Origin of the sequence: Pseudomonas stagnisoli, from assembly GCF_048595745.1 — a bacterium.
Lineage (GTDB): Bacteria > Pseudomonadota > Gammaproteobacteria > Pseudomonadales > Pseudomonadaceae > Aquipseudomonas > Aquipseudomonas alcaligenes_A.
Genome location: NZ_CP184361.1, coordinates 2,037,420 through 2,048,794, shown reverse-complemented (window position 1 = coordinate 2,048,794; position 11,375 = coordinate 2,037,420). Strand labels below are relative to the sequence as shown.

The following is an 11,375-nucleotide window of genomic DNA, read 5'->3' as shown; positions in this document are numbered from 1 at the left end:
CCAACATGAGCCATTTTCATGCAGATCGCTCCAGCGTCTGAGAGCCATGCAGCTTTGCTATCATCCACGGCCTTTCTACACGCTCACCCCAGGTAGTCTCCATGTCCGACCGCAGCGCCCGCCTCCAGGCCCTTTCGCAAGCCCTGAAAGAACGCATCCTGATCCTCGACGGCGGTATGGGCACCATGATCCAGAGCTACAAGCTGGAAGAGGCCGACTACCGTGGCGCGCGTTTCGCCGACTGGCCGAGCGACGTCAAAGGCAACAACGACCTGCTGCTGCTGAGCAAGCCGCAGGTCATCGCCGAGATCGAGCGCGCCTACCTGGATGCCGGCGCCGACATCCTGGAAACCAACACCTTCAACGCCACCCGCGTATCCCAGGCCGACTACGGCATGGAGGCGCTGGCCTACGAGCTGAACGTCGAGGGCGCCCGCGTCGCCCGCCAGGTGGCCGACGCCAAGACCCTGGAAACCCCGGACCGTCCGCGTTTCGTCGCCGGCGTCCTCGGTCCCACGAGTCGCACCTGCTCGATCTCCCCGGACGTCAACGACCCGGGCTACCGCAACGTCACCTTCGACGAGCTGGTGGAGAACTACACCGAGGCCACCCGTGGCCTGATCGAGGGCGGCGCCGACCTGATCCTGATCGAGACCATCTTCGATACCCTGAACGCCAAGGCGGCGATCTTTGCCGTGCAGCAGGTGTTCGAGGAGGACGGCGTCGAACTGCCGATCATGATTTCCGGCACCATCACCGATGCCTCCGGCCGCACCCTGTCCGGGCAGACCACCGAGGCCTTCTGGAACTCGGTGGCGCACGCCAAGCCGATCTCCGTGGGCCTTAACTGTGCCCTCGGCGCCAAGGAACTGCGCCCGTACCTGGCCGAACTCGCGGCCAAGGCCGGCACCCATGTGTCCGCCCACCCCAACGCCGGCCTGCCTAATGCCTTCGGCGAATACGACGAGACCCCGGCGCAGATGGCCGAGGTGGTCGAGGAGTTCGCCGCATCGGGCCTGCTCAACATCATCGGCGGCTGCTGCGGCACCACCCCGCCACATATCCAGGCGATCGCCGAGGCCGTGGCCAAGTACCCGCCACGGGTGATTCCGGACATCCCCAAGGCCTGCCGCCTGTCCGGCCTGGAGCCCTTCACCATCGACCGCAACTCGCTGTTCGTGAACGTCGGCGAGCGCACCAACATCACCGGTTCGGCCAAGTTCGCCCGGCTGATCCGCGAGGAGAACTACACCGAGGCGCTGGAAGTCGCCCTGCAGCAGGTGGAAGCCGGCGCCCAGGTGATCGACATCAACATGGACGAAGGCATGCTCGACTCGCAGGCCGCCATGGTGAAGTTCCTCAACCTGATCGCCTCCGAGCCAGACATCTCGCGCGTGCCGATCATGATCGACTCCTCCAAGTGGGAGGTGATCGAGGCGGGCCTCAAGTGCATCCAGGGCAAGGGCATCGTCAACTCGATCTCCATGAAGGAAGGCGTCGAGCAGTTCAAGCACCACGCCAAGCTGTGCAAGCGCTACGGCGCCGCGGTGGTGGTGATGGCCTTCGACGAGGTCGGCCAGGCCGACACCGCCGCGCGCAAGAAGGAAATCTGCAAGCGCAGCTACGACATCCTGGTCAACGAAGTCGGCTTCCCGCCGGAAGACATCATCTTCGACCCGAACATCTTCGCCGTCGCCACCGGTATCGAGGAGCACAATAACTACGCGGTGGACTTCATCGAGGCCTGCGCCTACATCCGTGACGAGCTGCCGTATGCCCTGAGTTCGGGCGGCGTATCCAACGTGTCCTTCTCGTTCCGTGGCAACAACCCGGTGCGCGAGGCGATCCACTCGGTGTTCCTCTTCCACGCCATCCAGAACGGCCTGTCCATGGGCATCGTCAACGCCGGCCAGCTGGAGATCTACGACGAGATTCCCAAGGAGCTGCGCGACAAGGTCGAGGACGTGGTGCTCAACCGCACGCCGGGCGGCACCGATGCCCTGCTGGCCATCGCCGACAACTACCGCGGCGGCGGTGCGGTGAAGGAAGCCGAGGACGAGGAATGGCGCTCGCTGCCGGTGGCCAAGCGCCTGGAACACGCGCTGGTCAAGGGCATCACCGCCTTTATCGTCGAGGACACCGAGGAGTGCCGCCAGCAGTGCGCGCGCCCCATCGAGGTGATCGAAGGCCCGCTGATGAGCGGCATGAACGTGGTCGGCGACCTGTTCGGCGCCGGCAAGATGTTCCTGCCCCAGGTGGTGAAATCCGCCCGCGTGATGAAGCAGGCCGTGGCCCACCTGATCCCCTTCATCGAGGCGGAAAAAGGCGACAAGCCGGAAGCCAAGGGCAAGATCCTCATGGCCACCGTGAAGGGCGACGTGCACGACATCGGCAAGAACATCGTCGGCGTGGTGCTCGGCTGTAATGGCTACGACATCGTCGACCTCGGCGTGATGGTGCCGGCGGAGAAGATTCTGCAGACCGCGCGCGACGAGAAGTGCGACATCATCGGCCTGTCCGGCCTGATCACCCCGTCGCTGGACGAGATGGTCCACGTCGCCAAGGAGATGCAGCGCCAGGGCTTCAACCTGCCGCTGATGATCGGCGGCGCCACCACCTCCAAGGCGCACACGGCGGTGAAGATCGACCCGCAGTACAGCAACGACGCGGTGGTCTACGTCACCGATGCTTCGCGCGCCGTGGGCGTGGCCACCAGCCTGCTGTCCAAGGAGCTGAAAGCCGAGTTCGTGCGCAATACCCGCGAGGACTACGCCGTGGTCCGCGAGCGCACCGCCGCGCGTGCCTCACGCACAGAGCGCCTGTCCTACGCCGAGGCCATCGCCAACAAACCGGACTTCGACTGGAGCGGCTACGTCGCGCCCAAACCGAGCTTCACCGGCGTCAAGGTGCTGGACGACATCGACCTGCGCGAACTGGCCCAGTACATCGACTGGACGCCCTTCTTCATCTCCTGGGACCTGGCCGGGAAATACCCGCGCATCCTCACCGACGAGGTGGTCGGCGAGGCCGCCACCAGCCTGTTCAACGACGCTCAGGCGATGCTGGAGAAGCTCATCAGCGAGAAGCTGATCAAGGCCCGTGCGGTCTTTGGTTTCTGGCCGGCCAACCAGGTGCGCCACGACGACATCGAAGTCTACGGCGGTGAGGGCCAGCCCCTGGCCACCCTGCACCACCTGCGCCAGCAGGGCATCAAGGCCGACAGCAAGCCCAACCTGTCGCTGGCCGACTTTGTCGCCCCGAAGGAAAGCGGTGTAACCGACTACGTGGGCGGCTTTATCACCACCGCCGGCATCGGCGCCGAGGAAGTGGCCAAGGCCTACGAGGCCAAGGGTGACGACTACAGCTCGATCATGGTCAAGGCCCTGGCCGACCGCCTGGCCGAGGCCTGCGCCGAGTGGCTGCACGAACGTGTGCGCAAGGACTACTGGGGCTACGCCAAGGACGAAACGCTGGACAACGAGGCGCTGATCCGCGAGCAATACGTCGGCATCCGCCCGGCCCCCGGCTACCCGGCCTGCCCGGACCACACCGAGAAGGCCACCCTGTTCAAACTGCTCGATCCCGAGGCGGACTACAACAAGGCCGGCAAGAGCGGCGTGTTCCTCACCGAGCACTACGCCATGTTCCCGGCCGCCGCCGTCTCCGGCTGGTACTTCGCCCACCCCGAGGCCCAGTACTTCGCCGTCGGCAAGGTCGACCAGGATCAGGTGCAGTGCTACAGCAAGCGCAAGGGCCAGGAACTGGCCGTGACCGAGCGCTGGCTGGCGCCGAACCTGGGTTACGACAGCTGATGAAGCAAGGGGTGCTCCGGCGCCCCTTCTGGTTACCGAAATGACACCCCTGGAAATCATCGCCTCTGCCCTCGGCATCACCTCCGTCTGGCTGACCGTGCGGCAGAACCCGCTGTGCTGGCCCATCGGCCTGCTGATGGTGCTGCTCTACGCCTGGTTCTTCTTCGATGCCCGCCTCTATTCGGCGGTGTTGCTGCACGGCGTATTCGCCGCCATGCAAGTGTACGGCTGGTGGCAATGGCGCCAGGGCGTGGATGACAGCGGGCGGCGGCCGGTCAGCACGGCCGGCCGCAACGAGGTACTGATCGGCCTGGGCGCCGCCCTGCTGCTCGGCCTGGCGTTGGGCCTGGCCATGCAGCGCCTGACCGAGGCGGTCTACCCCTGGCCGGACGCCCTGCTCACCGCCTTCAGCCTGCTGGCCCAGCTGTGGATGGCGCTCAAGCGCTGGCAGTGCTGGGTGCTGTGGATCGTGGTCGACGTGCTCTATGTCGGCTTCTTCGCTTTCCAGGAGTACTGGCTGACCGCCGGCCTGTACGGCGTGTTCACCGCCCTGGCTGTGCTCGGCCTGCGCGAATGGCGCGCCTCGCGGACAGCGCTCGCATGAAGGTGGTGGTGCTGACCGGCCCTGAGTCGAGCGGAAAGACCTTTCTTGCCGAGCGCCTACAGCAGCGCTTCGGCGGGCTGGTGGTGGGCGAGTATGTGCGCCACTTTATCGACCAGGAACAGAGGGAAACCTGCCTGGCCGATATTCCCGCCATTGCCCGTGGCCAGCTCGAATGGGAAGACGCCGCACGCGCCCAGGCGCCCGGACTGCTGATCCTCGACACCCACCTGCTCAGCAACATCCTCTGGAGCCAGACCCTGTTCGGCGCCTGCCCGGACTGGCTAGAGCCGGCGCTGCTGGAGCGCCACTACGACCTGCACCTGCTGCTCTCGCCCGAAGGCGTCGCATGGCAGGGCGACGGCCAGCGTTGCCAGCCCGACCTGGCCGAGCGCCTGCGTTTTCATCAGGACTGCGCCGACTGGCTCCAGCGGCACGCGCGGCACTGGGTGGCCGTTCACGGCGATTGGTTGCAGCGCGAGGCGCGAGTCATCGAGCAGGTGGCTCGGCTGATCGGCTGAAAGGTCGGCAACGCGCCGCCTACACTGCTTCATCCATTCCCAGGGAACCGCCGCCAGTCCATGTCGCCCATCACCTACATCCGCCGCCACCCCTCAGCCGGCCTGCTGTTTGTGCAGTTGCTCGGCGTGCTGCTCTACCCCTGGATGGAGGCCACGCCGATCGGCCGCGCCCTGTTCGGCGCCTTCGGCTTGCTGGTGCTGGGCATGGCCCTGCACGTGGTCAAACGCAGCCCGATACAGACTTGGGTGGCAGCGCTTCTGGCCACCTTGGTCGTGGCCCTGACCCTGCTCGACATCCTGATCACCAGCCGCGCACTGGAGGGACTGATTGCGCTGCTGGAGGCCGCCTTCTACTTCTACGCAGCGGCCAGCCTGATCGCCTACATGAGCGCCGATGACCATGCCAGTACCGATGAACTCTACGCCGTCGGAGCCACCTTCACCGTGCTGGCCTGGGCCTTTGCCCACCTCTTTGCACTGTGCCAGCTGCTGGCCCCGGGTAGCTTTGCCGCGGCCATCAACCCGGAGGCCGCACGCAGCTGGATGGAGCTGCTATTCCTCAGTTTCACCACGCTCTCGGGTGTTGGCCTGGGCGACATCATCCCGCTGACGCCGGTGGCCCGCTCGCTGGTGATGATCGAAGAATTCGCCGGCGTGATGTACCTCGCATTGGTCGTGTCGCGCCTTATCGCCATGTCCGTATCGAAGCGCTGAACGCCCGATAGCGGCCGTCAGAAAAATGCATAGCGGGTTGAGGCATAATGCCGGCAACTTGAGTTTCTGTCTGATGGATCAGCTTTGGCTTTCCTCATTGCCCTACTAGCCCTGTTGCTGGGCAGCATTCTCGCCGTCCGCCTGCACCACCACCGCCGCCTGCTCAAGCAATACCGCGAGTTACTTGAGCAGCAGGATCATGGCGTGCTGCAGATCGGTAGCCGCGGACACGTGGCCTGGCACAACCAAGCCGCCACGCACCTCCTGGGGCGGGCCGGCCAGTCGCTGCTCAAACTCCGCGTACTGGACCTGCTGCCCGCCGAGGCCCTGCAAGGGGAAGCACGCAGCCTGCGGGTCTGCGGGGGTGACGGGCAGTCACGCATGCTGCACGTCTGCCCTGTTCCCGGCACCCGGAGGCTTTTCCTGCTGCGCCCGGTGCTGGCCGAGGCCGAGCGCTACCAGCGCAGCCAGTACTTCGCCCGCATCGGCACCTGGGATTGGGACATCGACACCAACCGCCTGTACTGGTCCGATGCGATCTACGGCATGTTCGGCTACCGCGTCGGCGAGGTGACGCCCAGCTACGAGCTGTTCTGCCAGAGCGTGCATCCGGACGACCGCGAGCAGGTGCGCAACGGCGAAATGCGCTGCATCGAGACGGGCGAGAACCACGACGAGGAATACCGGGTGATCTGGCCGGACGGCAGCCTGCACTGGCTGCGCGAGACCGGCAACATCATCAAGGACGACCACGGCATACCGGTGAAGATGATGGGCGTGGTCCGCGACATCACCGAGGAGAAGGCCTGGGCCAGCCAGATGCACCGCCTGGCCCATCACGATGCGCTGACCGGCCTGCCCAATCGCCTGGTTTTCGAGGAGCAACTGGATCGCGCGCTGGAGCGGGCTCGGCGCGCAGGCACGCGTATCGCCCTGGTATTCATCGACCTCAATGGCTTCAAGGCGATCAACGACCGGCTCGGCCATGCCGCCGGCGATCAGGTGCTGCAGCACATGGCCAGGCGCCTGCGCGAGGCCCTGCGCGGCTCGGACAGCGTGGCGCGCCTGGGTGGTGACGAATTCGTCGCGATTCTCGAGAGCCTGTCAGTCGAACGCTCGCCGCACGACGAAGCCCGTGCCGTCGCCGGCAAGCTGCTGGCCGCGCTGACACCGCCGGTGCGGCTGGAACAAGGCCCGCAACAGGTCGGGGCCAGCCTGGGCATCGCCATGTTCCCCGATCACGCGCAGAGCAAAGACCGCCTGATCCATCTCGCCGACCTGGCGATGTATGAAGCCAAACGCAGCGGCGACAATCAGTATCGCCTGGCCCAGCCGGCCGGCCTGGGCTGAAAGCCAGGCGCGATCAGATACCGACGCGCTTGCTGCGCACGAACTTGATCGTGTACTCCATCTGCGGCTTGCGCGTCAGGCTGGCGGCGCGGCGGGTCACGGTATCCAGGGTGATGTTCCAGAAACCGTCGCTGGGCACCTTGATCCGCGCCGGGAACTTGTCGAAGGCGCCGCCGTGGTAAGTATGGCGACCACCATTTTTGAAGCTGCGGAAGTTGGCATCGCTCATCAGGCGGATGTTGCACGGCTGCGAGCAGTGGATGACCACCGTATCGCCCTCTTCCAGGTGTTCGCGCTGGTGAATGAACTTCATCGGGGCCTCCGCAAAAAGCGCGCACGATAGCACGTTGCCCGTCACCCGGTCGCCGCGGGCCGATGAAGCCGCCGCCAGGCCAAAGGCGGCATGCCGTAAGCTTCGCGGAAAGCCTTGCTGAAGGCCGCCTGGTCGGCGTAGCCAAGCACGTCAGCGAGCAGGGTCAGCGGCATGCTGGAAGCCTGCACGTGCCAGCCAGCCAGGTCCATCTTTACCCGATGCACCAGCGGCTTGAAACTGAGCCCCTCGGCCGCCAGCCGACGCTGCAGCGTGCGCGGATGCAGCCCGAGCAGCTCGGCGATGTGCCCCAGCGAATGCTGGCGCATGCCCAGCGTCTGCATGATCAGGCTGCGCACCTGCAGCTCCAGGCTGTCCTGCAGCCCGTCCAGTCGCTCGCGCAGGTAGCCGGCGTCCTCGCCGCCGAGGGCGCACACCGGGCGCCGCAGGATCGCCGCGTCATACACCAGGCCATCGAACTCCTGGTCGAAAAGTACCTCGCAGCCCAGGTGTTGGCGGTAGCGCGCCGGCGCTGCCACCGGGCTATGACTGAACTCCACACGCAACGGGCGCAGGTCGGCGCCGCCCATCGCACGGACCAGTCGCGCGCAGGCGCCGATGGCCATCTCGCGGTACTGCTGGGCGCCCTCCACAGCAAAGAAGTGCTCAATGCGCCGCACCTGCACGCGGCCCTCCAGCGGCAGCAGGCGCCAATGCTCGGCCTTGTTGTGCAGGGCCAGGTAACGCTGGGCAGCGAGAAAGGCCGCCTGCAGATCCGGCTCGCCCGCCAGCAGGCGACCGAGCAGGCCGAGCATTTCCACACCCTGGTGACGCGCCACGCGCAGGCCCAGGTCAGGGCAGTGCAGGCGCACGGCGGCCTCGTGCAGCAGGCGGGTCAGCTGCTCGATGCCGATCAGGCAGTCGCCGTCGTCCAGCGCCGCACGGCTGAGACCGACGCCAGCGAGCAACGCATCGAGATCACCGCCCAGGCTCGCCACCTCGGCCGGCAGGCCGGTGAGCGCCGCGCTGCGCACTTCGTAGCGAATGGTCATGTTCAGCCTCCGCCGTTTAAGTCGACAATGCCGCGACTGTCGTGTCATGACAAGTCAGGCGCCGCTTCCGCGCCTACTCTCGGTCCACAACAAGAACAATCCGAGGTGATTCATGGCTCAGTACGACCTGATCCTGCAGGGTGGCCGCTATTTCGACGGCAGTTGCGCGCCCTCCGCCATCCGCAGCCTGGCCATCAAGGACGGGCGTATCGCCCTGGTCAGCGCCGAGCCGCTCGACCCGGCCCTGGCCGGGCAGGTGATCGACGTGCAGGGCAAATGGATCACCCCGGGCTTTCTCGACACCCACACCCACTACGACGCCGAACTGATCGTCGCACCCAGCCTCAGCGAGTCGGTGCGCCACGGCGTGACCACGGTGCTGGTCGGCAGTTGCTCGCTGAGCATGGTGTGCAGCGCAGCCGAGGATGCCTCCGACATCTTCACCCGGGTCGAAACGGTGCCACGCGAGAAGGTGCTGCCCATCCTGCATCAGCACAAGAGCTGGAGCAGTCCCGCGCAATGGCGCGCGTTCATCGACCGCCATCCACTGGGCCCCAACCTGATCAGCTTCCTCGGCCACAGCGACCTGCGCGTGGCGGTAATGGGCCTGCACCGCGCCACCGACCGCCAGGTAACGCCGAGCGAAGACGAGCTGCAGCGCATGGAAGCGCTGCTGGAGGAGGCACTGGACTGCGGCTTCCTCGGCCTCTCCACCATGTGCCTGAAGTGGGACAAGATCGACGGCGACCGCGAATGGTCGAAGAGCCTGCCCAGCACCTACGCGCGCTGGCGCGAGGTGCGCCGCCTCAACCGCCTGCTGCGCCGGCGCGGACGGGTGCACCAGGGCGCGCCGAACGCGGCCAATCCGCTGCAGATCACCCAGTACATCGGCGAGGCCATCGGCCTGCTGCGCAAGCCGCTGAAGACCACGCTGATCTCCCTGCTCGACCTCAAGGGCAACCGCAGCCTGGCCTTGCTGGCGCGCTTCTCCGCCTGGCTGACCAACCGCCTGGGCGGCGACTTCCGCTGGCAGCTGCTGCCCACGCCCTTTGCCATCTACGCCGACGGCATGGACATCGTGCTGTTCGAGGAATTCGGCGCCGGCGAAATGGCCCTCGACGTCAAGGACCAGCTCGAACGCAACCAGTTGCTGCAGGACGAGCAGTACCGCCGCACCTTCCGCCGCTTCTACGCCGACAAGCTGTCGCCACGGGTGTGGCAGCGCGACTTCGGCGACGCGGTAATCCTCGGCTGCCCGGATGCCTCGCTGGTCGGCCGCAACTTCGCCGAGGTCGCGCGCGAGCGCGGCCTGCACGTGGTCGACCTATTCCTCGACATGGTGGTGCAGTACGGCCGTCAGCTGCGCTGGTTCACCGTGATCGGCAACCACCGCCAGGACAAATTGCGCGAGATGGTGCGCAGCCCGAACACCCTGATCACCTTCTCCGATGCCGGCGCGCATATTCGCAACATGGCCTTCTATAACCTGCCACTGCGCTTCCTCAAGCTGGTGCAGGACAGCCACGACGAGGGGCGCCCGGTGATGAGCCTGGAGCAGGCCGTGCATCGCCTGACCGGCGAGCAGGCCGACTGGCTGGGCATCGGCGCCGGCTATATCCGCGTCGGCGACCGCGCCGACCTGGTGGTGCTCGACCCTGCCGGCCTGCGTCAGAACCTGGAGCAGGAGCACTGGGACCAGATGCAGGGCTTCGGCATCCCGCGCATGGTCTGCCGCAACCCCGGCTGCGTCAGCCATGTGCTGATCAACGGCAAGCTGGCAGTGGATGACGAGCAGATCGCGCCGGAGTTGGGGCGGCAGAGCGGCTTCGGCCAGTTTCTCGCGGCCCGCTGAGACGGCTGGGCGGGCTGTCGGAGGGCTGCTACGCTGCGCGCAGTAAGCCGCCCAAAAGGACTGCCCATGCGCCGCCTGACCGCCCTGTTCACCGCCCTTCTCCTGCTCACTGGCTGCGCCGGCCCCGGCTATTTCGAGGCCATACCGCCCAGCAGCGCAGATCAGGCGGTGCTGTATCTATACCGTCCCGCAGCCGACAATCCCGGACGCCAGCCACTGCGCTTGTCCTACCCGGATGTGCTGGTCGACGAGCAGAGCGTCGGCACCCTGCCCTTCAACAGCTACCGCCGCATCGAGCTGCCAGCGGGGCGCCACGCCATCCGTATCACCGGCCTGACCCGCCAGGCCAAATGGGAACCGCGTGACATCAAGCAGAACTTCAGCCTGGCACCGGGCGAGATCAAGTACATGAAGCTCGATGTGCGCTTCAATCTCAGCGAGATGACCCTCGGCAGCCCCGGTCCCAGCTACCTGATCCACTTGCGCCCGATGCGCGCCGATGACGCGGTCTACGAGATTCGCGAAACGCAGCCACTGAATCCCTGAAGCAAGGAGCTACTGCATGAACCTGACCCGCGCACTCTCCCTGTCCCTGGTCGCCAGCCTGTTGCTCGGCTGCCAGAGTCACAACGATGAGCTCGCCAGCAAGCACGATCGCACCGCCGCCTATGTCAAGGGCGTCCCCGGTGGCACCGTGTTGGAAACCGAGACGCTGTTGGCCAGTGTCAGCGCCATCGACAGCGCCAAGCGCACCTTTACCCTGCGTGACAACCTGGGTAACCAGCGCACCTTCGTGGCGCCACCCCAGATGGAAAATTTCAACCAGCTGAAGGTGGGTGACCGCGTCAAAGCCGTGGTGTCCCAGGAACGCATCGTCCATCTGCGCCAGCCGGGCGAGGTGGCCAATGATGGCGCCGCCGGCTTGCTGGCCACGGCGCCGCAGGGGGACAAACCGGGCATGCTGGCCGCCGACACCGTGGAGATCACCGCGCTGGTCAAGGGCATGGACACTACCCTGCGCACCGCCACCCTGCTGCTGCCTAACGGCAGCGAACGGGTCATCAAGGTCCGCCCGGACGTGGACATGAAAACCGAATACCTCGGCCGCCAGGTGGTGATACGCGTTACCACCGCAGTAGCCGTCAGCGTCCAGCCGCAGTAAG

Annotated in this window: 10 protein-coding genes; 8 read left to right on the top strand and 2 right to left on the bottom strand. The window is 66.1% G+C overall.

The genetic code is table 11. The annotated features are described in order from the left end of the window. The first annotated feature begins 101 nt into the window (after positions 1-101). From metH to ACOAPY_RS09840, 5 genes are all read left to right on the top strand, one after another. Entirely contained in the window at positions 102-3,812 is a 3,711-nt protein-coding gene (metH, locus tag ACOAPY_RS09860; RefSeq protein ID WP_465156519.1) for a methionine synthase, read from the top strand. A gap of 40 nt (positions 3,813-3,852) precedes the next feature. Beyond that, complete coding sequence (pnuC, locus tag ACOAPY_RS09855; protein WP_465156517.1) at positions 3,853-4,416, top strand: nicotinamide riboside transporter PnuC; 564 nt, start codon at positions 3,853-3,855, stop codon at positions 4,414-4,416. Beyond that, positions 4,413-4,934 (top strand): AAA family ATPase, encoded by a 522-nt coding sequence (locus tag ACOAPY_RS09850; protein WP_465156762.1) that lies wholly within the window; start codon positions 4,413-4,415, stop codon positions 4,932-4,934. The genes pnuC and ACOAPY_RS09850 overlap by 4 nt, the downstream gene beginning before the upstream one ends. A gap of 60 nt (positions 4,935-4,994) precedes the next feature. Continuing rightward, entirely contained in the window at positions 4,995-5,648 is a 654-nt protein-coding gene (locus ACOAPY_RS09845; RefSeq protein ID WP_465156515.1) for an ion channel, read from the top strand. Between the two features lie 84 nt (positions 5,649-5,732). Then, positions 5,733-6,998 (top strand): diguanylate cyclase domain-containing protein, encoded by a 1,266-nt coding sequence (locus ACOAPY_RS09840; RefSeq protein WP_465156513.1) that lies wholly within the window; start codon positions 5,733-5,735, stop codon positions 6,996-6,998. Positions 6,999-7,011: 13 nt separating this feature from the next. On the opposite strand, the gene ACOAPY_RS09835 is transcribed toward ACOAPY_RS09840, so the two are convergent. Continuing rightward, positions 7,012-7,311, bottom strand: coding sequence for a DUF1883 domain-containing protein (locus tag ACOAPY_RS09835; protein ID WP_021699534.1), 300 nt, complete (start codon positions 7,309-7,311; stop codon positions 7,012-7,014). A gap of 41 nt (positions 7,312-7,352) precedes the next feature. Next, on the bottom strand, positions 7,353-8,360 hold the full coding sequence (locus tag ACOAPY_RS09830; protein ID WP_465156511.1) for an AraC family transcriptional regulator: 1,008 nt from the start codon (positions 8,358-8,360) through the stop codon (positions 7,353-7,355). A gap of 112 nt (positions 8,361-8,472) precedes the next feature. Here ACOAPY_RS09830 and ACOAPY_RS09825 point away from each other — a divergent pair, with 112 nt between their 5' ends. The 3 genes from ACOAPY_RS09825 to ACOAPY_RS09815 all read left to right on the top strand — a co-directional run bounded on the left by ACOAPY_RS09825 (position 8,473) and on the right by ACOAPY_RS09815 (position 11,374). After that, positions 8,473-10,212, top strand: coding sequence for an N-acyl-D-amino-acid deacylase family protein (locus ACOAPY_RS09825; protein ID WP_465156509.1), 1,740 nt, complete (start codon positions 8,473-8,475; stop codon positions 10,210-10,212). Positions 10,213-10,278: 66 nt separating this feature from the next. Continuing rightward, positions 10,279-10,758, top strand: coding sequence for a hypothetical protein (locus ACOAPY_RS09820; RefSeq protein WP_465156507.1), 480 nt, complete (start codon positions 10,279-10,281; stop codon positions 10,756-10,758). Positions 10,759-10,774: 16 nt separating this feature from the next. After that, positions 10,775-11,374 (top strand): hypothetical protein, encoded by a 600-nt coding sequence (locus ACOAPY_RS09815; protein ID WP_465156505.1) that lies wholly within the window; start codon positions 10,775-10,777, stop codon positions 11,372-11,374. The last annotated feature ends 1 nt before the right edge of the window (position 11,375 follow it).

What these genes read in the sequence shown, in the direction of transcription:
- metH (WP_465156519.1), top strand. Translation starts at nt 102, where the DNA reads ATGTCCGACCGCAGCGCCCGCCTCCAGGCCCTTTCGCAAGCCCTGAAA.
- pnuC (WP_465156517.1), top strand. Translation starts at nt 3,853, where the DNA reads ATGACACCCCTGGAAATCATCGCCTCTGCCCTCGGCATCACCTCCGTC.
- ACOAPY_RS09850 (WP_465156762.1), top strand. Translation starts at nt 4,413, where the DNA reads ATGAAGGTGGTGGTGCTGACCGGCCCTGAGTCGAGCGGAAAGACCTTT.
- ACOAPY_RS09845 (WP_465156515.1), top strand. Translation starts at nt 4,995, where the DNA reads ATGTCGCCCATCACCTACATCCGCCGCCACCCCTCAGCCGGCCTGCTG.
- ACOAPY_RS09835 (WP_021699534.1), bottom strand. Translation starts at nt 7,311, where the DNA reads ATGAAGTTCATTCACCAGCGCGAACACCTGGAAGAGGGCGATACGGTG.
- ACOAPY_RS09830 (WP_465156511.1), bottom strand. Translation starts at nt 8,360, where the DNA reads ATGACCATTCGCTACGAAGTGCGCAGCGCGGCGCTCACCGGCCTGCCG.
- ACOAPY_RS09825 (WP_465156509.1), top strand. Translation starts at nt 8,473, where the DNA reads ATGGCTCAGTACGACCTGATCCTGCAGGGTGGCCGCTATTTCGACGGC.
- ACOAPY_RS09820 (WP_465156507.1), top strand. Translation starts at nt 10,279, where the DNA reads ATGCGCCGCCTGACCGCCCTGTTCACCGCCCTTCTCCTGCTCACTGGC.
- ACOAPY_RS09815 (WP_465156505.1), top strand. Translation starts at nt 10,775, where the DNA reads ATGAACCTGACCCGCGCACTCTCCCTGTCCCTGGTCGCCAGCCTGTTG.